General features: G+C 67.1%; 22 protein-coding genes and 1 pseudogene. 20 read left to right on the top strand and 3 right to left on the bottom strand.

What is annotated here, in order from left to right:
- The first annotated feature begins 33 nt into the window (after positions 1-33).
- The 16 genes from rplK (at position 34) to LzC2_RS06120 (ending at position 19,363) form a co-directional block, all read left to right on the top strand.
- Positions 34-462 (top strand): 50S ribosomal protein L11, encoded by a 429-nt coding sequence (gene rplK, locus LzC2_RS06195; protein WP_171184880.1) that lies wholly within the window; start codon positions 34-36, stop codon positions 460-462.
- Positions 463-558: 96 nt separating this feature from the next.
- On the top strand, positions 559-1,260 hold the full coding sequence (gene rplA / locus LzC2_RS06190) for a 50S ribosomal protein L1 (protein WP_171184878.1): 702 nt from the start codon (positions 559-561) through the stop codon (positions 1,258-1,260).
- A gap of 57 nt (positions 1,261-1,317) precedes the next feature.
- On the top strand, positions 1,318-1,851 hold the full coding sequence (gene rplJ, locus LzC2_RS06185; protein ID WP_171184877.1) for a 50S ribosomal protein L10: 534 nt from the start codon (positions 1,318-1,320) through the stop codon (positions 1,849-1,851).
- Positions 1,852-1,980: 129 nt separating this feature from the next.
- The gene (gene rplL / locus LzC2_RS06180) at positions 1,981-2,391 is read left to right on the top strand and encodes a 50S ribosomal protein L7/L12 (protein ID WP_171184874.1); all 411 of its coding nucleotides are present in this window, start codon (positions 1,981-1,983) and stop codon (positions 2,389-2,391) included.
- A 963-nt stretch (positions 2,392-3,354) separates the two neighbouring features.
- A complete protein-coding gene (rpoB, locus tag LzC2_RS06175) occupies positions 3,355-7,074 on the top strand; it encodes a DNA-directed RNA polymerase subunit beta (RefSeq protein WP_171184872.1) in 3,720 nt (1,239 codons plus the stop codon).
- Positions 7,075-7,150: 76 nt separating this feature from the next.
- Complete coding sequence (locus LzC2_RS06170; RefSeq protein WP_206678583.1) at positions 7,151-8,713, top strand: hypothetical protein; 1,563 nt, start codon at positions 7,151-7,153, stop codon at positions 8,711-8,713.
- A gap of 105 nt (positions 8,714-8,818) precedes the next feature.
- Positions 8,819-13,252 (top strand): DNA-directed RNA polymerase subunit beta', encoded by a 4,434-nt coding sequence (rpoC, locus tag LzC2_RS06165; RefSeq protein WP_171184870.1) that lies wholly within the window; start codon positions 8,819-8,821, stop codon positions 13,250-13,252.
- Between the two features lie 170 nt (positions 13,253-13,422).
- Positions 13,423-13,794 carry a 30S ribosomal protein S12 gene (gene rpsL, locus LzC2_RS06160; protein WP_171184868.1) on the top strand — a complete coding sequence of 124 codons (372 nt, stop codon included), beginning with the start codon at positions 13,423-13,425 and terminating at the stop codon, positions 13,792-13,794.
- A 97-nt stretch (positions 13,795-13,891) separates the two neighbouring features.
- Positions 13,892-14,401, top strand: coding sequence for a 30S ribosomal protein S7 (gene rpsG, locus LzC2_RS06155; protein WP_171184866.1), 510 nt, complete (start codon positions 13,892-13,894; stop codon positions 14,399-14,401).
- Between the two features lie 124 nt (positions 14,402-14,525).
- Complete coding sequence (gene fusA, locus LzC2_RS06150; RefSeq protein WP_171184864.1) at positions 14,526-16,622, top strand: elongation factor G; 2,097 nt, start codon at positions 14,526-14,528, stop codon at positions 16,620-16,622.
- 83 nt (positions 16,623-16,705) lie between these two features.
- Positions 16,706-16,981 carry a hypothetical protein gene (locus LzC2_RS06145; RefSeq protein ID WP_171184862.1) on the top strand — a complete coding sequence of 92 codons (276 nt, stop codon included), beginning with the start codon at positions 16,706-16,708 and terminating at the stop codon, positions 16,979-16,981.
- A gap of 13 nt (positions 16,982-16,994) precedes the next feature.
- Positions 16,995-17,387 carry a VOC family protein gene (locus LzC2_RS22540; RefSeq protein ID WP_206678582.1) on the top strand — a complete coding sequence of 131 codons (393 nt, stop codon included), beginning with the start codon at positions 16,995-16,997 and terminating at the stop codon, positions 17,385-17,387.
- A 118-nt stretch (positions 17,388-17,505) separates the two neighbouring features.
- Positions 17,506-17,787 carry a hypothetical protein gene (locus LzC2_RS06135; RefSeq protein ID WP_171184860.1) on the top strand — a complete coding sequence of 94 codons (282 nt, stop codon included), beginning with the start codon at positions 17,506-17,508 and terminating at the stop codon, positions 17,785-17,787.
- A gap of 86 nt (positions 17,788-17,873) precedes the next feature.
- Positions 17,874-18,200 carry a hypothetical protein gene (locus LzC2_RS06130; protein WP_171184858.1) on the top strand — a complete coding sequence of 109 codons (327 nt, stop codon included), beginning with the start codon at positions 17,874-17,876 and terminating at the stop codon, positions 18,198-18,200.
- 51 nt (positions 18,201-18,251) lie between these two features.
- On the top strand, positions 18,252-18,989 hold the full coding sequence (locus tag LzC2_RS06125; RefSeq protein ID WP_171184856.1) for a Uma2 family endonuclease: 738 nt from the start codon (positions 18,252-18,254) through the stop codon (positions 18,987-18,989).
- The gene (locus LzC2_RS06120; RefSeq protein WP_171184854.1) at positions 18,986-19,363 is read left to right on the top strand and encodes a hypothetical protein; all 378 of its coding nucleotides are present in this window, start codon (positions 18,986-18,988) and stop codon (positions 19,361-19,363) included. Before LzC2_RS06125 ends, LzC2_RS06120 begins: the two co-directional genes overlap by 4 nt.
- Positions 19,364-19,521: 158 nt before the next feature.
- Here LzC2_RS06120 and LzC2_RS06115 read toward each other — a convergent pair whose 3' ends face one another.
- On the bottom strand, positions 19,522-20,910 hold the full coding sequence (locus LzC2_RS06115; RefSeq protein ID WP_171184852.1) for a right-handed parallel beta-helix repeat-containing protein: 1,389 nt from the start codon (positions 20,908-20,910) through the stop codon (positions 19,522-19,524).
- A 166-nt stretch (positions 20,911-21,076) separates the two neighbouring features.
- On the opposite strand from LzC2_RS06115, the gene LzC2_RS06110 reads away from it, so the two are divergent.
- From LzC2_RS06110 to LzC2_RS06095, 4 genes are all read left to right on the top strand, one after another.
- Positions 21,077-21,577: a hypothetical protein gene (locus tag LzC2_RS06110; protein WP_171184850.1), complete on the top strand. Its 501-nt coding sequence runs from the start codon at positions 21,077-21,079 to the stop codon at positions 21,575-21,577.
- A 37-nt stretch (positions 21,578-21,614) separates the two neighbouring features.
- The gene (locus tag LzC2_RS06105; RefSeq protein ID WP_171184848.1) at positions 21,615-22,010 is read left to right on the top strand and encodes a hypothetical protein; all 396 of its coding nucleotides are present in this window, start codon (positions 21,615-21,617) and stop codon (positions 22,008-22,010) included.
- A gap of 12 nt (positions 22,011-22,022) precedes the next feature.
- On the top strand, positions 22,023-22,442 hold the full coding sequence (locus tag LzC2_RS06100; RefSeq protein ID WP_171184846.1) for a hypothetical protein: 420 nt from the start codon (positions 22,023-22,025) through the stop codon (positions 22,440-22,442).
- Positions 22,443-22,529: 87 nt separating this feature from the next.
- Entirely contained in the window at positions 22,530-24,326 is a 1,797-nt protein-coding gene (locus LzC2_RS06095; protein WP_171184844.1) for an aspartate kinase, read from the top strand.
- Between the two features lie 30 nt (positions 24,327-24,356).
- Here the strand turns inward: LzC2_RS06095 and LzC2_RS06090 are convergent, their stop codons facing one another.
- Entirely contained in the window at positions 24,357-25,631 is a 1,275-nt protein-coding gene (locus tag LzC2_RS06090) for a serine hydrolase domain-containing protein (RefSeq protein ID WP_171184842.1), read from the bottom strand.
- Positions 25,632-25,703: 72 nt separating this feature from the next.
- Positions 25,704-26,672, bottom strand: a pseudogene (locus LzC2_RS06085) (hypothetical protein); the annotation flags it as partial.

Raw genomic sequence — 26,672 nt, 5'->3', positions numbered from 1 at the left:
TCCGGCCGCTCGCCTTCCAGGATTTAAAGCACGATGGCCAAAAAGCAACTCGTCACCACCATCAAGGTCCAGGTCACCGGCGGCCAGGCGACGCCGGCTCCCCCGGTCGGTACCGCCCTGGGTCCGCACGGCGTGAACATTGGACAGTTCGTCCAGCAGTTCAACGAGCAGACCCGCGATATGGCCGGCACCACGGTGCCGGTGGTGATCTCGGTCTACAACGACCGCTCCTTCGAGTTCATCGTCAAGAGCCCGCCGGCTCCGGTGCTGCTCAAGCAGGCCGCGGGCGTCGCCAAGGGCGCCGGCAACCCGCTGAAGAACAAGGTCGGCAGCGTCACCGACGCGCAGGTCGAGGAGATCGCCAAGACGAAGTTGGAAGACCTCAACGCCGGCTCGCTGGAGCAGGCCAAGAAAACGATCGCCGGCACCGCCCGCAGCATGGGGATCACGATCGTCGGCTAGTTCGGTTCCAGTCAAGATTGCACTTGGAACCTGCTTGCCCGCGACCCGCCCCGCATCCCCCCGCACGCCGCTCTTAGAGACGTTAGAGACGCACCGATGGCCGAATCGAAACGGATGAAGTACCTGCTGGAACAGACCAGCAGCTACACCCCGATGCCCGTCGACGCCGCCGTTAAGCGGTTGAAGAACCTCGAGGGCGGACTGCCGGCAAACATCCCGGCGGTCAAGTTCGACCAGACGGTCGAACTCGCTTTCAAGCTGGGCGTCGACCCGAAGCAGGCGGATCAGATGATCCGTGGCTCGATCGTGCTGCCCAACGGCATCGGCAAGGAGCAGCGGGTGCTGGTCTTCGCCCGCGGCGACGCGCTCGCCGCCGCCGAAGCGGCCGGCGCCGACTACGCCGGCGGCCCGGACCTCGCCGAGAAGATCAAAGAAGGTTGGACCGACTTCGACGTCGCGATCGCCTCCCCGGACATGATGGGCGTCGTCGGCCCCCTGGGCCGCGTGCTCGGTCCCCGCGGCCTGATGCCCTCCCCGCGGGCCGGAACCGTCACCCCCAACGTCGCGGACGCCGTTCGCGAGTACAAGGCGGGTAAGGTGCCCTTCAAGGTCAACAAAGAGGGCGTCGTCCACGTCGTCGTCGGCCGGATGAGTTTCACCGAGGAGAACCTCTCCGAGAACGCTCGGGCGATGATCGGCCGGATCGAGTCGATGAAGCCCGCGACCAGCAAAGGGATCTACATGCGGAGCGTGTATCTCTCCGCCACGATGATGCCCTCCATCCAGATCGCCCTCTAACCCCTCCCGCCGGGTTCGACGCCTCGCCGTCGACTTGGGGGCCGCAGGAACAATCTCATGAGCAAATACGTCAAGGGCATGCTGATCGACGCGGTCGCGGACCGCATCGGCGACGCCACGGACATGCTGGTCGTGGACGTCTCCACCGTCGACGCGATCACCTGCAACGAATGGCGGATCGCGCTGGCGAAGCAGAACATCCAGGCGCTGACCGTCAAGAACTCCCTCGCCCGTCGAGCGTTGGAGCGGAAGGGCGTCACCGGGCTGGACCCGGTGCTCGAAGGCCCCAGCACGCTGGTCTTCGGAGGGGAGGACGTCGTCCAACTCTCCAAGGAGATCACCAAGTGGGCCAAGGAGATCGGCAAGCTGGAGATCAAGGGCGGCTCCGTCGACGGGCAAACGCTCGACGAAGCGGGCGTCCAGACCCTCTCCAAGAGCCCCAGTCGCGAAGAACTGCTGGCGACGATCGTCGCGCAGATCCTCAGCCCGGGCGCCAACATCTCCGCCGCCCTGCTGGGTCCGGGCAAGTTGATCGCCAGCCAGGTCAAGCAGATCGGCGACGGCGAAGCCGGCCCGAACAAGACTTCTTAGAACCTCTCGTGCGCGGCGGGATCGTCACACCCGCGGCCCAACGTTTGTTGTTGCCCCCCTCACCACTCACCGAAAGCCCCGCCGGCGTCGTTTTCGTCCGGCCGTGCACAACCCCCGGAGGACATTCCGATGGCCGATGACACCGCGACCGCCGACATCCCGGCGGACATGAAGGAACTCGCCGAGAAGATCGTCAACATGACGCTTCTCGAGGCGAAGAAATTCTCTGACTACCTCAAAGACGAATACGGCATCGAGCCCGCCGCCGGCGGCGGCGTGATGATGGCCGGCCCGGCCGGCGACGCTGGCGGCGAAGCGGCCGAAGAAAAGACCGACTTCGACGTGATCCTGACCAGCTTCGGCGGGAACAAGATCCCGGTCATCAAGATCGTTCGCGCCGCGACCGGCCTGGGCCTCAAGGAAGCCAAGGAATTGGTCGAAGGCGCCCCGAAGCCGATCAAGGAAGGCATTCCCAAGGAAGATGCCGAGAAGCTGGTCGCCGAGGTCAAGGAAGCCGGCGGCGAAGCGGAACTCAAGTAGAGCCCCGCTCGTCCCACCGACGACGATTCGCGACCCGGACGCTGCCCAGCGTCCGGGTCGTTTCGTGCGCTGGTCACGCCGGCATGGCCCCTGCTTCCATGACTCCCGGCGTTATGGCGGAAGGCTGATCGCCCAGAGGAACAGGCCGAAGGCCCAGCACGCGATCCCGGACAGATAGAGCGTCCAACGGATCAGTGCGGCGTTCGCGAGTGAGGCCGAAGCGTGAGCGAGATTGGCCAGTCACGGTCCTCGCTTGCGCTTCGGGCTCACGGAGAGGCGCCAGACCGATCGAACAGACGCGTCAGCAGGACAAACGGCAAAGATTGCGGCGCGGCTCAGGGTTTCTCCGGACGGTTTGGCACGAGAATTGTCCGCGGCCGGTTGACAGTTCGGCTTGACACGTGACACTGGACCTTGCCTCGAACTCCGGCGGGTTCGTGGGCTCCCGGCGACGGGTTCCGCGGCGACGCGCGGTTCCTCCCCGCGCGCGGCTTCCCGACCAGCGCACCCGACAGCGGCGGCCTCCCCCCCTTGCGGCGTCACCACCGTACTCCCATCGCCCCCGGTCCCGCTTGCGGCGGCCGGGTTCTCTGCCGACGCGTCTTCGGGCGTGTCGGTTTGTCGTCTGCGCGTGACTTGTCCGCGTATTTGTCCCCGACGGCGTCTGTGAAGGCGCCCGCGTTTGCGAAGGCGTCGACCCCCTCCCGGCCGGGGTCGAACGCGGCGACGCTCGGTTCTCTCGCCGGTCGACCGTCCCTTCGTTTGCGGCGTCGCCGCTCACGGTTGGGTCGGATTCCGACCAGCCGCCGCCCCGGTTCACGGTAATCGGCCGTCGGTCGAACCCCACCCGCGTCCGGCCCTCCGGCGTGCGGCGGCGTTCTCGCTCCGTTCGGCCCCCTTTGCCGGTTCTGCACGACCTGCCGTCGCCGGCCCCGCCCTTCTCCTTCTTAGCTCGACATCCCGATGCCGATTCCCGCGGAACGTATCCGTTACTTCGACACCGTTCGGAACTTCGGCGATATTGACGCCGCGTTCCCGATCTCGGGCCTGACGAACATCCAGACGGACAGCTACACGCGGCTGCTCCAGAAGGACGAGGCGCCCCGCGATCGCAAGGACTTCGGGATTGAAGAAGTCCTCCGGGAGATCTTCCCGGTCGAGAGCTACGACGGCACCTACCGGCTCGAGTACGTCAAGTACGAGCTCGGCAAGCCGCGGTACAACCAGACGGAGTGCCGTCAGCTGCGTTTGACCTACGGTCGCCCGCTGCGGGTCTGGATGCGGTTGGTCAAGGAGCAGCCGGTCGAGGAAGAGGTCTACCTGGGCGACCTGCCGATCATGATCGGGGGCGGCGAGTTCATCGTGAACGGTGCCGAGCGGTGCGTCGTGAGTCAGCTGCACCGCAGCCCGGGCGTGGACTTCGTCAACACCGGCGACGGCGACGACGCCACTGACGTGACCTGCCGCATTATCCCGGAACGCGGCAGCTGGGTGGAGATGGTGATCTCCAAGAAGGGCGTGCTGCAGGTCCGCATCGACCAGAGCGGCAAGTTCTCCTGCCTGACGCTGCTGCGGGCGATGGACGCGAAGTACAGCTCGGCCAAGGCGCTGATCGAGCTGTTCTTCGACACGGAAGAGGTCACCGTCGGCGCCGGCGAGGACTTCCTGAAGGCCGTCACCGGCAAGACGGCCGCCGACGATCTGATCTACCCGGTTGAGAGCGACCGCAGCGGCGAGATCATGGTCGAGTGCGGCCATGTCGTCACCGAGGTGCTCGCCAAGGAGTTGCAGGAGAGCGGCCTCGACAAGGTCCTGCTGACGAAGAGCGTGGAGGACCCGCTCATCATGACCACGCTGTTGGACGACACGACCAACAGCCACGAGGAAGCGCTGCTCCGCATCTATCAGCGGCTTCGCCCGGGCAACCCGCCGGCGCTGGAGAAGGCGAAGGATCTGTTCGCCGAGAAGTTCCACGACGTGAACCGCTACCGGCTCGGCCGGGTCGGCCGGTTCCGTATCAACCGGAAGTTCAACCAGGACGTCCCGGATACGGAGATGACGCTGCGGGTCGAAGACCTGATCAGCGCGATCCAGTACATCCTCGACCTGCGGGCCGGGGTGAACGACGCCCGCGTCGACGACATCGACAACCTGGGTAACCGGCGTCTCCGCACGATCGACGAACTCGGCGCCGACGAGATCCGTAAGGGCTTCCTCAAGCTGCGTCGCACCGTCCAGGAGCGGATGTCGCTCAAGGATGTGGAGGAGATGACCCCGCGGACGCTGGTAAACCCCAAGAGCGTCTCCGCGGCGATCGACTACTTCTTCGGTCGGAGCGAACTGTCGCAGGTGGTCGACCAGACCAACCCGCTGTCCACGCTGACGCACGAACGGCGTCTCTCGGCGCTCGGCCCCGGCGGTTTGAACCGCAAGCGGGCGGGCTTCGAGGTGCGTGACGTGCACTTCAGCCACTACGGCCGCATCTGCCCGATCGAGACGCCGGAAGGCACGAACATCGGCCTGATCTCGTCGCTGGGCATGTACGCCAAGGTGGACGACTACGGCTTCCTGATCACCCCCTATCGCAAGGTGGAAGACGGGAAGCTGACGGATCAGATCGACTGGCTGCGGGCGGACGAGGAAGTCCGCTACCACATCACGCCGGCCGATACGCCGATGGAGAACGGCGAGATCAAGAGCGGCCGCGTGCTGGCCCGGTACAGCAACGACACCGAGTGGATCCCCGCCGGTCGGGTGCAGTACATCGACGTGTCGACCAGTCAGATGATCGGCGTCTCCGCCGGCCTGATCCCCTTCCTGGAACACGACGACGCCAACCGGGCGCTGATGGGTTCCAACATGCAGCGGCAGGCCGTGCCGCTGCTGATCGCCGAGCCGCCGCTGGTCGGCACCGGGCTGGAGAAGGACGTCGCCCAGAACAGCGGTATGGTCCTCAAGGCGCCGAAGAACGGCACCGTCACCGCGGCGGACGCCGATCACATCGAGATCGACGGCGTCAGCATGACGCTGCGGAAGTTCACCGGCCTGAACGAGCGGACCTGCATGACGCAGAAGCCGATCGTCAAGCCCGGCGACAAGGTCGTGAAGGGCCAGATCCTCTGCGACAGCGCCGCCACCCGTCACGGCGAACTGGCGCTGGGCCGGAACGTGCTCGTCGCGTTCATGTCCTGGCAGGGCTACAACTTCGAAGACGCGATCATCCTGAGCGAACGGCTCGTGAAGGAAGACGTCTACACGTCGATTCACATCGACGAGTACGACGTCGAGATCCGCGAGACGAAGCTGGGCAAGGAAGAGTTCACCAACGACATCCCCAACGTCAGCGAGAAGGCCCTGCGGCATCTCAACGACGAGGGCATCGTCGAGGTCGGCACCCGGGTCAGCCCCGGCGACGTGCTGGTCGGCAAGGTGTCCCCGAAGGCCAAGGCGGAACTCACCCCCGAAGAGAAACTGCTGCACGCGATCTTCGGCCGGGCCGGCGAAGACGTGAAGAACGAGTCCCTCGAAGTGCCGTCCGGCGTCGAAGGGATCGTCATTCAGACCGAGAAGTTCTCCCGCAAGATGAGCCTCTCCGACGTGGAGAAGAAGGCCTACGAGGAGGACCTCAAGAAGACCGAGAAGCAGGGCGACGAGACCGCCGCGTCCGTCTTCCGCGACTTCGTCAAGGACTACGAAGAAGCCCTCGGCAGCCCGCTGGAGGACGACGACGGCCGTCAGATCTCCAAGATCGAAGACGACGCCTTCGTCGTCGAGTACGCCCGGAAGTTCCCGGAACACGCGGAGAACCTCGACGTTCGCTCCCCGCAGAAGAAGCAGGAGCTGAAGAAGGTCTACGACGCCGGCTGGCCGGCCGTCGAGGACGCGATCGACGAACGCGACCACGCCATCAACCGCAAGAAGCTCGGCGACGAGCTGGGCAACGGCGTGTTGCAGATGGTCAAGGTCTACGTCGCCAGCAAGCGGCAGATCTCCGTCGGCGACAAGATGGCCGGCCGCCACGGGAACAAGGGCGTGATCTCCAAGATCCTCCCGCAGGAGGACATGCCGTACCTCGACGACGGCACCCCGGTCGACATCATCCTCAACCCGCTCGGCGTGCCGAGCCGGATGAACGTCGGTCAGATCCTCGAGACCCACCTCGGCTGGGCCGCGAGCATCACCGGCTTCCGGGCGATCTGCCCCGTCTTCGACGGCGCCGACGACGATCAGATCCGCGAGTGCATGATCGAAGCCGGCCTCCCCGAGGACGGCAAGGCCCAGCTGTACGACGGCCGCACCGGCGAGCCGTTCGAGCAGAAGACGACCGTCGGTCAGATCTACATGCTCAAGCTGCACCACCTCGTCGACGACAAGGTCCACGCCCGCGCCACCGGCCCCTACTCCCTCATCACCCAGCAGCCGCTGGGCGGTAAGGCCCGCTTCGGCGGTCAGCGGTTCGGGGAGATGGAAGTGTGGGCGCTGGAGGCTTACGGGGCGGCTTACATCCTTCAGGAGCTCCTCACCGTGAAGAGCGACGACGTCGAAGGCCGCACCAAGATCTACGAGTCGATGGTCAAGGGCGAGAACACGCTGGAAGCCGGCACCCCCGCCAGCTTCGACGTGTTGCTGAACGAGATCCGCGGCCTCTGCCTCAACATGCAGTTGGAGAAGTCCGGCGCCTGAGTCCGTCCCGCCCTCGTTCCCCGTCGCCCGTCGCTTCGCCCCCCGTCGTTTCGCCCCCCTGTCGATGACGCGTTCCGTGTTCGCCGCCGCCCGCTTTGCCCCCGCCGCTGTCGCGGCGTGGGTCTGTCTGGCGCTGTGCACGGCGTTCCCGGCCGGGGCAGACGCGGCGGACGAACCCAAGCGGGAAGACGGCTTGTACGCCGGCGCCGCCGCGGTCGACGTCACCCCGCCGCTGGGGCTGCCGATCGTCGGGAACTGGAACTCGCCCCCCGCCGAGCGGGTCCACGACCCGATCATGGTGCGGGCGCTCGTGCTGAAGAACGGAGACGACCGGCTGGCGTTGGTGCTCTGCGATAACGTCGGCATCCCCCGCGAAGTGTTCGACGCCGGTAAAGAGAGCATCGCAGCCCGAACCGGGATCAAACCGGAGCAGGTGCTGACGGCGTCGACCCACACGCACTCCTCGGTCTCCGCCCGCAGCAACGCCGGCGAGGTCGGCGGCAGCCCGACGCTCGACGGCGATCGACCGGCGTTGCCCAAGGGGACCGCCTACCAGCAGATGCTCGCCGAGGGGATCGCCGCCGCCGTCGAGCAGGCGGTCGATCAGCTCGAACCCGCGGAGCTGGCGTGGGGTTCGGTGCAGGCGCCGGAGCACGTGTTCAACCGCCGTTGGTTCGTCAGCGACCCGGACCTCGCCCGCAACCCGTTCGGCGGCGTGGATAAGGTCCGCATGAACCCGCCGCGTCGCAGCGGGGCGTTGGTGAAGCAGGCCGGCCCGGTCGACCCGGAGGTCTCCTTTCTGTCGGTGCGCACCCGCGGAGTCGGCGTCGGCCTGCCCCGGCCGATCGCGTTGATGGCGAACTACTCGTTGCACTACGTCGGCGGCGTGCCGGGGGGCGAGCTCTCCGCGGACTACTTCGGCGTGTTCGCCCGTCGCATCGCCGCCCGGTTGAACGCGGAACGGCTCACGCCGCGGTTCGTCGGGATGCTCTCCAACGGCACCAGCGGGGACGTCAACAACGTCGACTTCACCGCCGCGAGCGTGAATCGGGCGCCCTACGAACAAATGCAGATCGTCGCCGACGATCTGGCCGAGAAGATCGCCGCCGTCTACGACGACCTCGACTTCCACAGCGACGTGCCGCTTGCCTCGGCTCAGCGGGAGGTCCTGTTGAAGGTCCGCAAACCGACGCCGGAGCAACTCGCGTTCTTCGAGCAGGTCGACGCCCGCGCCGCCGCCGGCGAGAAGCCGTACCAGCGGCACGAACAAAACTACGCCCGCCGCGGTCGCACCCTCGCCGAGGGGCCGGACACCGTCGCGATCCTGCTGCAGGCCCATCGCATCGGCGACGTGGCCGTCGCCGCCATTCCGTTCGAGACCTTCACGCAGACCGGCCTCGAACTGAAGCGGGAGATCCCCCGGATCGACCCGTTCGAGGACGCCTTCACGATCGAACTGGCCAACGGCGCCTACGGCTATCTGCCCACGCCGGAGCAGCACGTCCTGGGCGGTTACGAAACCTGGCTGGGCACCAGCAGCGTTCAAGAAGACGCGACCGTACAGATCGTTCAGAACCTCCGCGAGATGTTCGCTCAGCTTGCCCGAACAGGCTCACCGCGCCCCGCCGGTCCGCAATAGGCCGACCGGCCAAACGTATCGGGCCGCCGTCCCGGGTTCTCGTCGCCCGGACCGCCGCCCGCCCCCCGCAGCGTTTCATTCATTCTCTCCCCGCCGCACCGCACCATGTCCGTCGCTGAACCGAACTTCGACCGCGTCAACGACTACGCCTCCGTCAAAATCGGGCTGGCCAGCCCGCACGATATTCGGTCGTGGTCGCACGGCGAATGCAAGAAGCCGGAGACGATCAACTACCGGACCTATCGCCCGGAGCGGGACGGCCTGTTCTGCGAGCGGATTTTCGGCCCGGAGAAGGACTGGGAATGCTCCTGCGGCAAGTACCGCGGGATGAAATATAAGGGCATGGTCTGCGACCGCTGCGGGGTGAAGGTCACCCACAGCCGCGTTCGTCGGAAGCGGATGGGGCATATCGAACTGGCCGCCCCGGTCGTGCATATCTGGTTCTTCAAGAGCATGCCCAGCCGGTTGGGCGCGCTGCTGGGCATGAAGACCAGCAGCTTGGAAAAGGTGATTTACTTCCAGGACTACGTCGTCACCGACCCCGGCGAGGCCGTCACCGCCGAGGGCGCCCCGGCGCTGACCCGCGGGCAGATGCTGACCGAGGACGAACGCCGCGAGGCGGAACGGAACTTCGGCGTCGGCTCCTTCGAGTGCGCGATGGGCGCCGAGGCGATCAAGAAGCTGCTGCTGACGGTCGACCTCGTCGCCGAAGGCGTGCAGATCCGCAAGGACCTCAAGGCGACCGGCAGCCAGGCGAAGACCAAGGAACTGGTCAAGCGTTTGAAGATCGTCGAGGCCCTCCGCGACAGCGACAACCGCCCCGAGTGGATGGTGTTGGACGTCGTCCCGGTCATCCCGCCGGACCTGCGCCCGCTGGTTCTGCTGGACAGCGGCAACTTCGCCACCAGCGACCTGAACGACCTGTACCGCCGGATTATCAACCGGAACAACCGGCTGAAGAAGCTTGTCGACCTGAACGCGCCGGAGGTCATCGTCCGCAACGAAAAGCGGATGTTGCAGCAGTCCGTCGACGCCCTGTTCGACAACAACCGCTGCAAGCGGCCGGTGCTGGGTTCCTCGAACCGCCCGCTCAAGTCCCTCACGGACATGATCAAGGGCAAGCAGGGCCGGTTCCGCGAGAACCTGCTGGGCAAACGCGTCGACTACTCCGCCCGTTCGGTGATCGTCGTCGGTCCCGAATTGAAGCTCAACCAGTGCGGTTTGCCCAAGAAAATCGCGCTGGAGTTGTACCAGCCGTTCATTATTCGCCGGCTCAAAGAGCTGGATCACGCCGATACGATTAAATCCGCCAAGCGGATGCTGGAACGGCGGGAGGAGGAGGTCTGGGACATCCTCGACGAGGTGATCAAGAACCACCCCGTCCTGCTGAACCGGGCGCCCACCCTGCACCGCATGGGCATTCAGGCGTTCGAGCCGACGCTGGTGGAAGGGAACGCGATCCGCGTCCATCCCCTCGTCTGCAAGGGCTATAACGCCGACTTCGACGGCGACCAGATGGCCGTTCACCTGCCGCTTTCTATCGAAGCGCAGGTCGAAGCGACCACGTTGATGTTGTCCACCAACAACATCTTCAGCCCCGCCAACGGCGACCCGATTATCTCGGCGTCGCAGGACATCGTGATGGGCTGTTATTACCTCACGCTGGCCAAGGACGGACGGCCCGGCGAGGGCAGCGTCTTCGCCGATAAGGAAGAGGTCTTCTTGGCGCTCGATCAGGGCAAGGTGACCCGTCACACCAAGATCAAGCTGCGGTTGCCCAAGGGTCGCACGGTCAAGGGCGACGGCGCCGAGGAGTTCAAGGACGGCGGCCTGATCGACACCACCGCCGGCCGCGTGCTGTTCGACGACATGGTCGCCGAAGGGATGTCCTTTTATAACATCACGATGAAGTCCAAGGACCTCGGCCGGGTCATCTCGGACTGCTATCTGGAGCGGGGTCGCGGCGACACGATCAACCTGCTGGACCGGATGAAGGTCCTCGGGTTCAACGAGGCGACCAACAGCGGCGTCTCCTTCGGCTCCGGCGACCTGCGGACCCCCGACAGCAAGGAAGAAGCGATCGCGGACAGCGAAGGCCAGGTGCTTCGCTTCCAAAAGGCCTACGAGGAAGGCGTGCTGAGTCCGCAGGAGCGGTACAACAAGGTGATCGACGTCTGGACGAAGTGCCGGGAAGTCATCACCGACGCGATGTACCACGACATGCAGCACGACTACCGCGAGGACGGCCATTACGTGAACCCGGTGTTCATGATGGCCGACTCCGGCGCTCGTGGCGGCAAGGGCCAGATGCAGCAGCTCGCCGCCATGCGTGGCCTGATGGCCAAGCCGAGCGGCGAGATCATCGAGACCCCCATTAAGGCCAACTTTAAAGAAGGCCTGAACGTCCTCGAATATTTCTCGTCGACGCACGGCGCTCGTAAGGGACTGGCCGACACCGCGCTGAAGACCGCGGACAGCGGCTACCTGACCCGCAAACTGGCGGACATCTGCCAGAACATGGTCATCACCCAGCACGACTGCGGCACCACGCAGGGCGTGACCCGCGAGGTGCTCTACCGCGGCGAATCGGTGGAGGTCTCCCTGCGGGACGCGATCGTCGGCCGGGTCAGCCGGACGAACATCGCCGACCTCATCACCGGCGAACTGGTCGTCGCGGAGAACGAGCTCATCACCGAGGGGATCGCGGATCGCATCGAGGAGATGAAGCTCAAAAAGATCCAGGTGCGGTCGCCCATGACCTGCGAGAGCCAGCTCGGCCTCTGCCGGCTCTGCTACGGCATGGACCGCAGCACCGGCTCGCTGGTCGAAGAGGGCCTGGCGGCGGGCATCATCGCCGCCCAGAGCATCGGCGAACCGGGCACCCAGCTGACGATGCGGACCTTCCACATCGGCGGCGCCGCCCAGACGAGCCTGGAGGAAAGCGAGATCCGCTCCCGCCGCAGCGGTCGGGTCAAGTACACCAACCTCCGCAGCGTGACCAACGCCGCCGGCAAGGAAGTCTCCCTGACCCGGAACGGCGAGATCGTCCTCACCGACGAGAAGGGCCGCGAGCTGGAAAGCTACCCGGTCCCCACCGGCGCCACGCTGACCATCAAAGAGGGCGAAATGGCCGAGGAAGGCCAGATCCTCTGCGAGTGGGACCCGCACAGCGTCCCGGTGCTGGCCGAAGTCGACGGTAAGGTCCGCTACGAGGACCTCGTCGAGGGCGTCACCATCCGCAAGGAGAAGGAGAAGTCCGGCAACATCCGCCGCACCGTCATCGAGCACAAAGGCGAACTGCACCCGCAGATCGTCCTCGTGGACGATGACGACAAGATCCTCGACTTCTACTACCTGCCCGAGCGGGCCAACATCGACGCCAAAGAGGGCGCGAAGGTGAAGGCCGGGACCGTGCTCGCCCGGAACCCGCGGGCCTCGGAAGGTACGCAGGACATCACCGGCGGTCTGCCGCGGGTCACGGAGCTGTTCGAAGCCCGGACCCCGAAGGACCCCGCGGTCATCGCGGAGGTCGACGGCGTGATCGAGTTCGTCCCGGAGCGGAAGCGCAACAAGCGGGTCGTGAAGGTGATCGCCGCCGACGGCACCGAGGTCGATCACATCATCCCCCCCGGCAAGCACGTGCTGGTGCACGCCGGGGACGAGGTGAAGGCCGGCGACGCGCTCGTCAGCGGTCCGCTCAAGCCGCACGACATCCTGCGGGTGTCGGGCACGGTCGAGGTCCAGAACTATCTCCGCCGGGAGATTCAGGGCGTCTACCAGGCCCAGCGGGTGGAGATCGACGACAAGCACATCGAAATCGTCATCTCCCAGATGCTCCGCAAGCTTCAGATCGAAGATCCGGGCGACACCCCGCTGCTGCCCGGCGTGCTGGTCGACAAGACGGAGTTCGTGAAGGCCAACGAGCAGCTCAACACCTGCCTGAAGGTCACCGACCCCGGCGACACCGACTTCGACGAGGGCGACATCGTCCCCAAGGAGACGCTGGAAGAGGTGAACGGCGAGCTCGAAGCCGAAGGCCTCGGCCCCGCCCAGACCTGCGAACCCCGCAAGGCGGTCGGTTCGACCCAGCTGCTGGGCATCACCAAGGCGTCGGTGCAAAGCGAAAGCTTCATCAGCGCCGCCTCCTTCCAGGAGACCACCAAGGTCCTCACCGAAGCGGCCCTCGCCGGCAAGAGCGACGGGCTGGTCGGTCTGAAGGAGAACGTGATCCTCGGCCACCTGATCCCCGCCGGGACCGGGTTCCATCAGCACCAGGATGCGGAAGTTCGCATCCACGACAGCGCCCTGATGGCGATGCAGGCGGAGAAGGAACGGATCCTCGCCGCCCGCCGCGACATGCTCGCCGAGGTCGCCGGCGAAGCCGCCCCGGCTCCGCTGCGGGACGAACCGGCCGTCAACCTGCTGGAGAAGGTCGCCGCCGACCCCGCTCCGGCGGCGGCTCCGGCCCCGCAGGCGCCGCCCGCCTCCGGCCCGCAGGAAGTCGACGGCGTGATCGAGCACCCGCCCGTCGGCGGCTGATGACGGTCGACGTAACGCAGAGGCCTTGCAAGGCCTCTGCGTTATGGGCGTCCCTCCCGGTTGAACCGTTCAGGTCGCCTCCTTACACTCCCCGACCCGCCGCCGGCGGATCGTCCACGGCCTGTCTCTGACAAGTACCGCCCGCCGCACCGGCGCACGAAACACCCGCGATGCCCACGATTAACCAACTGGTCCGTAAGCCGCGCAAGCAGCAGAAGGCCAAGAACAAAACGCCGCTGCTCGACGGCTCCCCCATGAAGCGGGGCGTCTGTCTGAACGTGAAGACCGTCACGCCGAAGAAGCCGAACTCCGCGTTGCGGAAGGTGGCTCGCGTGCGGCTCTCCAACGGCAAAGAGTGCACCGCCTACATCCCGGGCGAAGGTCACAACCTGCAGGAACACAGCATCGTGCTGGTTCGCGGCGGTCGTGTCCGCGACCTCCCCGGCGTTCGCTACAAGATCGTCCGCGGCGTGCTCGACACCCTCGGCGTCTCCGGTCGCCAGCAGGCCCGCAGCCGCTACGGCGCCAAACGCCCCAAGTAGTTGAGAGGGGAGAGTTGAGGGTTGAGAGCGACGCTCCGCCCGGCCGTCTCCCCCTCGTCTCTCTCAACTCTGGACTCTCAACTCTCAACCCCCACCTATGTCCAAGTCCTACACCGCTTCCCGCAAACAGCTGAAGCCGGACCCGCGGTACAACTCGCTGCTGGCGGCGAAGTTCGTCAACTGCCTGATGTACGACGGCAAGAAGAGCACCGCCTACCAGGTGTTCTACGACGCCCTCGACCGCATCGGCGAGCGGATGCCCAAGGCCGAACCCGCCGAGGGCGAAACCGAAGGCGCCGATCTCTCCCCGATCGACGTGTTCCACAAGGCGTTGGAGCAGATCAAGCCGGCCATCGAGGTCCGCAGTAAGCGGGTCGGCGGCGCCACCTATCAGGTGCCGACCCCCGTCAGCCCCAAGCGTCAGCAGACCCTCGCCATCCGCTGGCTGCTCGAAGCGGTCCGCGCCAAGAAGGGCCGCCCGACGCACCTGAGCCTCTCCGACGAGCTCATGGCCGCCTACAAGCGTGAAGGCGTCGCCATGACCAAGCGGGAAAACATCCACAAGATGGCCGACGCCAACAAAGCGTTCGCCCACTTCGCTTATTGAGCCGAGCCTTCCGCTCGACACACTTTGCAGCCGCGTCGGGTCTCGCCCGCCGCGGCTGCGTTCGTTCCCTCCCCCGTGACGCGGAGGCTCCGCGGAGCCTCCGCGTTCAGAAGCGCCCCCTCCGATGGCCGATCCCGACCCAGCCGATCTCTCCCGTTTGCGGAACATCGGGATCGTCGCCCATATCGACGCCGGTAAGACGACCACCACGGAGCGCGTGCTCTTCTACACCCAGTCGACCCATAAGATGGGCGAGGTCGACGACGGCACCACGGAGACCGACTTCGACCCGGAGGAGTCGCAGCGCGGTATCACGATTTATAGCGCCGCGGTGACCTGCTTCTGGAACGGCCACACGGTCAACATCATCGACACCCCCGGGCACGTCGATTTCACCGCCGAGGTACAACGGTCCCTGCGCGTGCTCGACGGCGCCGCGGTCGTGTTCAGCGCCGTCGAGGGCGTCGAAGCCCAGAGCGAAACGGTTTGGCGGCAGGCCGATCAATACGACGTGCCCCGCATCTGTTTCATCAACAAACTGGACCGCATCGGGGCGGACTGGGAAGCGGTCCTGGGCCAGATCGAGAGCCGTTTGCACGGCGTTCCCGTGCCCGTCACGGCGCCGATGATGCCCGAGCCGCAACAGTTGGAAGGGATCATCGACCTCGTCACGCAGGAGGCGATCACCTTCGAAGGCGAGTACGGCGAGGAGGTCAAACGCGGCCCGATCCCCGAGCAATACGCCGACCTCGCCCAGGAGTGGCGGGCGAAGCTGCTGGAATCCGTCGCCACCACTAGCGACGCGCTCACAGAGACCTTCCTCGAAACGGACGATCTGCCCGAGGCCGATCTCCGCTCCGGCCTCCGAGCGGCGACGTTGAAGGGGGCGCTGCAACCGGTGTTCTGCGGGTCGAGCCTGCACCGCGTGGGCGTGCAGCCGCTGTTGGACGGGGTGGTCGATTATCTCCCCTCCCCCCTCGATCGCGGCGCCGTCACCGGCACGCATCCCAACCCCAAAAAGGCCGACGAACCGCAGATCCGCAAGCCGGACCCGGACGAACCGGTCGCCGCGCTGGCCTTCAAGATCGTCGCCGATAAGCACGGCGATCTCTATTTCGTGCGGGTGTATAGCGGGACGTTGAAGACCGGCTCCCGTCTTTTAAATCCTCGCACCGGCAAGAAGGAGTTGGTCAATCAGATCTGGCGGATGCAGGCCGATAGTCGGGAGAAAGTCGACGAGGTCGGCCCCGGCGACATCGTCGGACTGTTCGGCCCGAAGGAAGCCGTGACCGGCGATACGCTGTGCGATCAGGCCCAGCCGCTGGTTTTGGAATCGATCCGGTTCCCGGAGACCGTCATCAGCATGGCGGTCGAGCCGGAGAGCAGCGCCGACCGCAAGAAGCTCGAAGACACGATGGTCCGCCTCTCCCGGCAGGACCCAACGTTCGATGCCCGCATTAATCCCGAGACCGGCCAGACGATCGTCTCCGGCATGGGCGAGTTGCATTTAGAAGTCATCAAGAACCGCATGGAGCGGGACTTCAATCTCAAGATCCGCGTGCATAAACCGCGCGTCAGTTATCGCGAGACGGTGAAGGCCGGCGCCGCGATCGAGGGCCGCGGGGAATTCGAGCGCCCGCTGACCGAAGGCGCCGTGGACCGGGCCGTGGTCACGGCCACGCTGGAGCGGTTCGAGCCGGACGACCCGACCGCCGACCCGATCACGTTCGTCAGCGCCCTGCCGCACGATTTCCCGAAGGCGACGTTGGAGATCGTCAAGCAGGCCGCGCTGGACGAAGCCCGCGGCGGCGGCGTGGTGGGCTACCCGCTCAACGGCGTGAAGCTGACGCTGACGACCGTCGAGCAGGCCCCAGGCCTGACCACCGAGACGGCGCTCGCCGCCGCCAGCGCCCGCGCGGTGCGAGATTGCCTTGGCGAGGAGCACTGCGTGCTGCTGGAGCCGAAGATGAAGCTGGAGGTCGTGACCCCCGGCGAGTTCCTCGGCAACATCCAGGCAGACCTGCAAAGCCGCCGCGCGATGATCACCGGCAGCGAACCGCGTGGCGACCTGACCGTCGTCGACGCCGAGGTCGCGCTCGCCAAGATGTTCGGCTACAGCACCCAGGTCCGCAGCCTGTCCCAAGGCCGGGCGAGCTATTCGATGGAACTGCTCAAATACGACGCCGCCCCGCCGGAACTGCTGGCGGAGATGTTGGGGTGAGCGGCGACCCTCCTCCCGCCGTTGCGTCGGACTGGTCAATCGCCGGGGGAGTACTGGGATTCGCCAGTCTGCCGTCGGCGCTTTTGACCATACACGCTCTCACGCGGCAGCCGATGCACCGGGAGATCGACCTATTGAACGTCGACTCACTTATCCCGCTTTCCTTGGTCGCATTCCTGTTCGGTTGGGGATTCGGCTTGGCGGGGGAGTCGCTCCTGCGGCGGATACGCCCCGAGCGGGGCGGGCGCCGCCCGCGGGCGACGGCGTTTGCCGCCGGCTACGCCGGTGGAGCGATCGGCTTCGCGGTCGCAGCCGCCGGCGTCGCCCTGCTTTTACTCGTCGAGAACGCAACCCGGTAAAGCGGGCGGTGAAGTGAAAACGTCTGCTCCGATCGCCAACCTGCTCGTGATCCGCTCGCCGGACATTGAACGTGCGGTGACGTTCTATCGACAGATGGGGATGACCTTCGAGTTCCACGCTCACGGGAACGGTCCGAAACACTACGCATCTGAGTCCAACCGGTTCGTCTTCGAGATCTACCCGCAACGCTCCGCCGCCGATACGACGAGACACGTTCGCCTAGGTTTCCACGTCGATGACGTGGACGGCGTCGTTCAATTGCTTCGAGACATCGATGCCGAGGTCCGCACTCCGCCGACAGCTACAGAATGGGGACGCCGCGCCGTGGTGAAAGACTTCGACGGCCACCTCGTCGAGTTGGTGACGCCGCCCGACCGACCGCCGGATGGCCCGCCGACCGCATAGGGTCGATGTAACCTCGCGCCACGGCGACGATTGAATAGAGGAGGCGTTGGCCGGCGGCGGTTTCCGTGCGCGCTGGATCGTCCCGTATCACTCCCATTTCCACGCCGAGGAGATCCCCATGTCCCCCGAAACCGCCGCGGAACTGTATCTCCTTCGGGCCGTCGGCAAGTTGGATTCGAAGCGGGAACAGAAGGTCCTCGCGAAGCTGCAGGCGATGGGGGCGACCTATGCGTCGGTCGATGAGTTTCTGGACGAGTTCGAATCGGAGTCGTCCATTCCCATCGTGCTCCTCGAGTGGGTGCATGACGAATGGGCCGCGAATCAGGCCACGGCGTCCCCGCAAACCCCACTGCAGTTCGCCCGGTCGCGGGTCGAGGGATTCTTGACGACGCTGGAATAAGCGGTTCTCCACTCGATCGCACGCCGTCCGCCCCGGGGGCATCCGCTTCGCTTCTGCCTCGGCCACTCCGGCTTTCAACTAGCTCTATGCCCGATCCTCCCTCTCGCGGCGATGACTGGGCGGCCGGGGTGCTGGTCGGGTGGCCGTTGGGGATCACGACCGCGTTTGCCCCGTTCGCATTGCTCGCCCTGCTGCAGGGGGACGGCCCCGCCGGCGTGCTATGCGGGGCGATCGTCGTTGCGGTGTTGATCGGGGCGTCGTTGCCGTTCGGATTGCTCGCGGGGTGGGCGTCGATTCGATTCCGGGACGCCCGCGGCGCGACGTGGCCGGCGACTTGGACGGCGGCGGTCGGGTCGTACCTCGTGGCCACGGCATTCGCCGCCGCGGGGCTGCTCTCCGGCCTGCTGACCTGACCCGGTCCGAGCCCTACGCTGTGTCCGTCGTCCCCGGAGGAAACCCGCCCGATGTCCGCCGCCCTCACCCCGCCGTCGGCCGCCGGCCCGGCGAGCGAGCTGCCATCTCCCGCCACCCCGCCGCGTCTGCTGATGACCCGCGCGGAGTTTGAAGCCGCCGCCGAGGATCCCGGCACGCGGGTCGAGTGGCTGGGCATGACGGAGGAAACTCGCGACGGCGAGCCGTTGGGGGAAGTTTGGCCGCGGTTTGGATTCCCGGAACATGACGGCCTCTCGAACGAACGCAAAGGCTTTGCCTTGGCCACCGCACTTCACAGCCGGATCGTCACCAACCTGATGGGGCTGTTGATCGCGGCCCTCGATCAGGACGTGTGGCAAATCGATTCGCAGGCGCTGGAGGTGGTCTGCCTGACGGGCCGGCGCCGCTTCCCGGATGTCGTGCTGACTCGGCTCCCCGCCCGCTACGCCGATCATCCGCGGGATCGGGAACTCGTTCTGCTCAATCCGTCCGTCTGTATCGAGGTGCTCTCCGAGGGCACGGAAGCCGTCGATCTACGAGAGAAACCGGCGGACTATCTCTCGATTCCCAGCGTCACCGATTACCTCGTCGTCGCGCAGGACGAGCCGAACGTGCTGCACCATCGTCGGGCGTCGGGCGGGAACGGGGCGAACGAACCCTCGGCATGGGCCGTGACGCGGACGACCGATCTCGAAGCGTCCGTCTCGCTGGCGGCGCCCGCGGCGACGCTGCCGTTAGCGGAGATTTACAAGCGGATCTTCCCGGCGTGAGCGACGGAGACGATCCGCCGCCGCATGCCGAGGGGGCGGCCGTCGGCGGGGCGATGCTGGGCTGGCTCGTCGGCGTGCCGTTCGGGTTCGTCGCGGCCACGGCGGTCGCGACCGCGGCGGGGCTGTCGGCCGACATGCCGCTGGAGGGGCTGCGGAACGGGCTGTACTGCGGCGCGGTCGGGGGGGGGTTCACGCTCCCGATGGGCCTGTGCTCGGGACTCTGGGCGGCGGAGGTGCGCGCCAAACGGGCGACCGTCAGCGGCCCCTTCCGCACGCCGTTCCGGGCCGCGTTCTCCGGCGCGGCGTTCACCGGCTGGCTGCTGACCAGCGCCCCGTTGACGGCCCTCTGGGCCGTCGGGCTACGTATTGGGTGAGGAGCGATCGCAGAACCGGATACCAGCCCGATGCGCAAGCATCGGCCGTCGACGCAGTCGGCGGGAGTCCTCGACCGCGGGAGGCTTGCTTCGACTCACAGCCGACGCTTGCGCGTCGGGCTGATATTGAACACAATTGGTCAACCGCCGGGCGTGCCTCACTCCGCGTCTTCGCCCAGCAGGTTGTTCGCGAGCGTCACGCCCCGCAGGTTCTCCGTGAGCAGGGCGACGCCGGCCTCGTCCGGGCGGTCGTCGCGGATCAGGTTGCCGGTGACGAGGCCGGTCGTGACGCCGTCCAGCAGCAGGCCGGCGGCGCCGTAGTCGGTGATCGTGTTGCCGGTGAGGTTCACCCGCTCGCAGTCGCGGAGGATCACCGCCGCCTCCGCGAACGCCTCGCCGGCGCTGTGGTTGCCGGTGATCGTGCAGTCCGTGCAGCGTTCCAGTCGCACGCCCAGCTTGGCGGAGGCGTTGCGGCCGACGTGATACAGCGGCCCGCGGTCCAGCACGTTGTTCGCCAGGATCAGCCGGGTGCAGTCCTCGGCGACGAGGTTCGCGGTGAATCCCTGCCACAGGGTGTTCCCCGTCACCGTCGCGGCGCGGACGCCGGTCAGCTCGATGTTCGTCTGCACGTCGGAGAGGACGTTGTCCGCGATCAGCAGATGCCCGGTGCGGAAGTCGTCGGCGTTCTCGCCCGGGAACGGCCCGCCGCTGGTGACCCGGATATTCGCGGACCGTTCGCCGTTCTGACTGTGTTGAATGGTGCAGCCGACGATCGCGACCTCCGCGACGGTGCCGTGCGTCGAATCGAGCCAGACGTTCGCCGGGGCGCCGTATTCGTTGGCGGGGCCGACGTTCGCTTCGAGGTCGCAGGTTCCGATCTGGAGATTGCGGATCTCGCTGCCGCGGGCGACCACGCCGCCGCCGGCGTTGTAGCTGATGTGGCAGTTGGCGACGTCGATCTGGTGCAGGTTCACGTCTTCCATCAGCACGCCGACGCCACGGTTCTCGTAGAGATGGCACTCCGAGAGCGTCACGTTGCGGTTGCGGCCGGTCAGCCGGACCGCGTGGCGGGCCTTCCGCACGACCAGCCGGGTGAGGGTCAGTTGCATCGTGCCGTCGGCCCCGACGCCGTCGGCCTGCGGGTGATCGCCGACGATCTCGACGCCGTCCAGCATCGGGGCGTTCTCCCGCGCCCACACGCGATCCTTTACGGACGAGGGCGCCGCGGTGCCGTCGTGGGTGCCGACGAACCGAAACGCCGGCCCCGGCCCGGCCATCACCACCCGGGCGGCGCCGTCTCCGGAGATCGACGTCCGGCCGATCGCTTGAAGATTGATCACGATCGGGGCCGTGATGCGATGCGTCCCGGCCGGCAGTCGCACGGCGCCGCCGGCGTCCACGAGGGCTTGGAGGGCGACAGTGTCGTCCGCGACGCCGTCGCCGACCGGGACGGGCGCCGGGTCGTCGGCGCTGCGGAGCGGGCCCGCGAGGAACGCGGCAGAGCAGAGCGCGGCCATGGTCAGCGCAGCGAGGCGAAACGTCGTCATGCGAGCGGTCGGAGAAGCGGGGGGCGAACGCCCGAGGCTGTCGCGACCGCGGGTCGCCGACAACCGAACGCGGCGCCGGTCGCGCTTCCCAGTTGAGCCTCAGGGAGCGGGTCGTTTTCTCTCCGGGGTCGGGCGTCGCTTGCGGTTTCGCAGCGTTGATCCGTGTTTGCGGCCCCGCGAAACCGCAAGCGACGCCGGCATCCAAGGAGAGGGCGCAATCCTCAACCTGACGTTCAGCAGCCGCTACGCTGCGACCGTGCCGGACGACGACCTGCCGCCGCTCGAGGCTTCCACATCGGACGCCCCCGCGAAGCCGGGGTTCTGGGCGAGATTCCTCGGGCCGGAGAACGCCGCGGGGCTGGGCGGATGGGCGGGCGTGTTCGGTCCGATGGGGGCGATCTTCCTGTTCTACGCCTTCTTGGAACAGGCCGCCGGCCGGCCGGCGTTCCCGCCGGCGACCGTCTACGGGCTGATCTGCGCCGCTTCGGCGTCGTTGCTGCTGGGGGTGGGAGCGGGGGGCGTCGGCGGACGACTGGTGCGGTTCGTCGAGCGCCGCCGCGGGGCGTCGTGGCCGCCGTGGCGGGCGCAGTTCGTCGGCGGCTTCGTCGCCGGCGTGCTGACGGTCCTCTTCGTGACGGTCGTCGGGGTCACGAACGCCTTGATCTGAACAGGTTCGGATCCCGTCATCCGGTACGCTGCGCCGCGTGACCGATCTCGACCTTGCCCCGCCGCCGGAACCGCCCCCGCCGCGGCTAGCGCGGCGTTACGGCCCCTCCAACGCCGCGGGGTTCGGCGGGTGGTGCGGCGTCACGTTGCCGTTGTTGGCCGTCGCCGGGTGGTGGGGGGCGAACTGGACCGTCACCCGCGGGACCGACGCCGGCGAGGTGCTCAAGTACAGCTTCATCCTCGCGGCCTGGGCGTTCATGGCCGTCGTCCCCGGCTACTTCTGCGGGTGGGTCGGCGGGGCGATCGCGCGCTGGCTCCGCCGCCGCCGCGGAGCGGAGTGGCCCCCCAGGCGAACCGAGTTCGCCGGCGGCTTCGCGGCCGCGACCGCGTTCGCTGCGGGGATCGTCTGGCTGATCGTCTCCCTGAACAGTTGAGGTTGCGCACCATTGAGCATCCCTCCCTCAGACGAAACCGTCCTGATCTCCCCCCCGCCGCCGGAACCGCCCCCGCCGCGGCTGGCGCGGCGCTACGGCCCCTCCAACGCCGCGGGCTTCGGCGGGTGGTGCGGCACGGCGTTGCCGACGATCGCCGTCGGGCTGTGGTGGTCGCTGAATGAAGCGCTGTCCGGTCGGGCGGTGATGGAGGGCGGGCTGCTCGGCGCGGCGTACGGCCTGACCTGCACGGCGTTTCTCGCCGTCGTCCCCGGCTACTTCTGCGGGTGGGTCGGCGGGGCGATCGGCCGCTGGCTCCATCGCCGCCGCGGAGCGGAGTGGCCCCTGCGGCGAGCGGAGTTCGCCGGCGGTTTTGCGGCGGCGACGGCGCTGGTCGCGGGGATCGTCTGGCTGATTGTCGTCCTCAACAGTTGAGGCGTTCCCCCGGTCGCGGACGAATGACGCACCGCCGGTCGGCGGGCGAGCCGCGAACCTGATCGCCTCAAGCGGTATCCTGACAGCATGCCTCGGATCATCGTGCAAAAGTTCGGCGGAACCTCCGTCGGCGACACCTCCCGCATCCGCCGCGCCGCGGCCCGCGCCGTCGCGGCCCAGAAAGCCGGCATGCAGGTGGTGATGGTCGTCTCCGCCCGCGGGAAGAAGACGGACGAACTGGTCCGCCTCGCCGGGGAGTTCGACATCGACCCGCCCGCTCGCGAACTCGACATGCTGCTCGCCACCGGCGAGCAGGAATCGGTCGCGCTGATGGCGATGGCGATCCGCGAGGCCGGCGCCGAAGCGGTTTCCCTCACCGGTGGGCAGATTGGGATCTCGACCGACGACACCTACGGCAAGGCCCGCATCCGGGCGATCAAAACGGATCGACTCAAGGAGCACCTCGACGCCGGCCGCATCGTCGTCGCCGCGGGCTTCCAAGGGGTCTCCGAGAGCGGCGACATCACCACGCTGGGCCGCGGCGGCAGCGACCTGACCGCCGCCGCCCTCGCCGCGGTGCTGGGCGCCGAACGCTGCGAGATCTACACTGACGTCCCCGGCGTGTTCACCGTCGACCCCCGCATCGAGCCGTCCGCCCGCAAGCTGGACTGCATCGGTTACGACGAAATGTTGGAGCTGGCCAGCCTCGGCGCCGGGGTGATGCACAGCCGCAGCATTGAGTTTGCGGGGAAGTACGGCGTGCCGGTGGTGGTCCGCAGCAGTCTGACCGACGAACCCGGCACCCTCATCGCCCGCGCAGGTTCCGTGCCTAGTCGCCCCGTCACCGGCCTGGCGCTGGTGCGCGACGCCGCCCGGGTGACGCTCGCCGGCCTGCCGGACCGCCCCGGCGTGATGGCCGAGATCTTCCGCCGCATGGCCGACCGGGCGATTCCGCTGGACATGGTCGTGCAGGACCTGTCCGTCGCGGGCATCGCGGAGGTCTCCTTCACGGTGCCGCAGGAAGACCTCGCCGGCGCCCTCGCGGCGGCGAAGGTCGCGGTGGATGAACTGGACGGCGCCGAGGTCACGGTGGGCACGGACCTCGCCAAGATCAGCGCCGTCGGCGCCGGGATGCCGGACCGGCCGGGCGTGGCGGCGAAGATGTTCCGCACCCTCGCCGGCATCGACTGCAACGTGGTGCTGGTCACCACCAGCGAGATCAAGGTCTCCTGCCTGATCGCCCGCGACCGCGCCGACGAAGCGATCCGCGCGGTGCATGCCGCATTCGCCCTCGACCGGGAGGAATCGGCCGGCGCCGGGCGCGACGGGAACGAACCGCTCTCCCCCGCCGAACAGCGGGTGCGGACGGTCGTCGAAGGGCTCCAGGGGATGGAAGACATCGTCGTCGCCGACGTCTCGCTGGACACGGATCAGGCCCGACTCAGCGTTCGCCCCGTCCCCGACCGCCCCGGCGTGCTGGCCGACCTGTTCGAGGCCGTGGCCGGCGGCCCCGACGACGACCCGAGCACCGGCGCCACGGTCGATATGATCGTCCAGAACGTCTCGCACGCCGGTCACGCGGCGATCAGCTTCACCGTCCCCGCCAGCGAAGCGGAGCTTGCCGCCCAACTCGCCGGCGCCCCCGCGGCGACCTGGGGCGAGGGCGAAGTGCAGACCGACCCGCACGTCGCCAAACTAAGCGTCTCCGGCGTCGGCCTGCGGAGCCACACCGGCGTGGGCCTCAAACTCTTCGCCGCCCTGGCCGAGGCTCAGGTGAACGTGCAGCTCATCGGCACCAGCGAGATGCGCGTCAGCGTCGTCGTCGCCGCGAACGAGGGCGAACGCGCCGTCGAGGCGGTCCGAGAGGCGTTCGGAATCGCGTAAAGGCGATCAACGCCCCCGGCCCCGCTGCGTCTATAGCAGGTCGTCAAATAAATCGTACGACGGCCAGCGGCGGACCGCGTCTGCGGCGACGTGCAGTCGCGGGTCGAGGATACCGGCATACTCCTGTCCCTCCGCGTTGCGGCCGGTGTTTAATAAGACGGCCCAGTTTAATCCGTCGTGCCGTCGAACCATCAGGGCGGACGTGCTGCCGGTGAGGAGCCCGTTGTGCCAGGTATTCTGTTTTCCCGGCCCCGTCGGCCGCACCTGCCAGCCGGCGCCGTAGTAAGAGGCGTCTCCCGGATCGACGCCCGTCGGACGGGCGAACATGTCGGCGATCGCTTCCTCCGACAAGATTTTGCTGCGTCGCGGATCGTCGAACGCGGACGCGAATCGCACTAAATCCGGGGCCGTCGCCGTCCACCCGCCGTGAGCGTCCATCGGTTCGAGAGAAAAGCCGCCGTACGCCCAAGGAACGCGGCCTTCGGCCAATCCGGGCACCGCGGGCACGGTCCGGTTCTTCGCATCGTAATAGCGAACCTCGCCCGGCAGAGCGTCCGCGGCCAGCGACCGGCCCAGTCGCATCCGCCGGACGCCCAGCGGCGCGAGAATCTGATCGCGCACATATTGCTCGTAGGTTTGGCCCGAGACCGACTCAATCAGACGACCCAACAGGCAATAGCCGAAGTTGGAGTAGGCGTATTTCGACCCCGGTTCAAAATCCAGCGGGCGCTCCAGCATATATCGAATCACGAGGTCCGCTCCGGTCGGGGGCGGAGCGTTCATCTGCCGGGCGATCTCGCCGGAGCGGAACATCGGGTCGAAGTCGGCGTCCCGATCCCACCCGCCCCGGTGCCAAAGCAGCTGCTTAGTCGTGATCTGCTTCCACCGAGCGTCCGCCGGTTCCGGGAGATTCAGCACGTCCAGCACGCGGCTGCGGCCGTCGAGTGCGCCCCGATCGATCAACTGCATCACCGCGGCTGCGGTGATCGGTTTTGAAAGGCTGGCGATGCGAAACGTCGACGTCGGTTCGACCGGCGCGCCCTGTTCTCGGTCGGCCAGTCCGAAGCCCCGGGCGTAAACCAGCCGGCCAAACCGCGTCACCGCCAATGCGGCCCCGGGGACGCCCAGGCTTCCCACGACCTCACGCATCAATTCATCGAACGAACCCAAATCGGGCTGCCGCCGGCCGGTCTCGATGACCTCCCGCCCCCGCGCCCGCCCCGTCGTCGCGAGCGTCAGAGCGCCGCCGCACCCCAGCAGAAACCGACGGCGACGCAGGCGGACGGGACTCAAAGAGGAACTCATCATGAAAATCCTAACGTCGATCCCCCGCCCCACGCATTTCGCAAGTCGTGAGGTTCCACGCCCCGCTGACGCTCACCGCTCATACCCGGGGAACCAGTACGCGACGGCTTCCTCGTTGACGCCGACCGTGCCGTCCCACAGGTTCGCCGGGAAATGCCAGTCGCGGGAATAAAAGTGTTCCGGCTGCGGGCGGTTTTCTTGATTCACGAACCGCTCCCGCACCGGCGGATGGTCGGGCGAACCGAGGATGTCGCAATAACCGAGGATCTCCAGCAGATGAATGCGGTCGTATTTATTGCCCTTCACCAGTCCCGTGCCGGCCTTCTGTAAATCCGTCAGCTTGGCGTCGGCCGGCAGGGCGCGGATCGCATCGAGCAGTGCCGTGAAGTTCTCCCGCTGGGCGTCGGTCGGCTCGGGGACGGGGCGTTTATTGAACTGAGACAGGTCGAACGCCGCGTAGTCGGCGTGATCCATGACCATGTACGGCATCCAGAATCGCTTGAAGGCGTAATAGATCAACTCCGACTCGACCGTCGTTTGGTCGACCGTCGTGCCCTCATCGGGCAATCCCGCGATCCCGCGTCGCACGGCGTCGTCGCGGTCGGGGCCGCTGAGCGAGTGAAAGCTGGCGTAGGTGCCCAATGCGGAGCGGAAGTCGTACCGCCCGTTCGCCGTGCCGATGATGAACGCGTCCCGCACCGCCGTGCGGTCGCAGGCCTCCCACGCCTCGGTCAGCCAGGCCAACAGATCGTCCCGACTGAGGCGGCGCGGCGCCGGGATCACGCCGGACTCGATCAGGTGGGCCCGCTCCGCCTCCGGGACGATCGCGCCGTCGTCAAACGGCCGGTTCTCCCGCTCATCGAAGTCCGCGTGGGCGCTGAACAGCGCCGTGATCGATCGAAGATCAACGTCGTACAGCGCCGCCAGCTTCTTCAGCTTCCGCTGCGAGGTCGGCTTTGAGTTGCGGCTCCAGAACGCCTCTTCGGTCGGTTTGGAGGTCGTCATCGTGCGGGGCGGCGGGGCGTTCGTGCGGCGGGGACG

The organism is Alienimonas chondri (genome assembly GCF_013036045.1).
GTDB classification, from domain to species: Bacteria; Planctomycetota; Planctomycetia; order Planctomycetales; family Planctomycetaceae; genus Alienimonas; species Alienimonas chondri.
The sequence above is the reverse complement of the archived record's forward strand: the minus strand, read 5'-3'. Positions and strand labels throughout refer to the sequence as shown.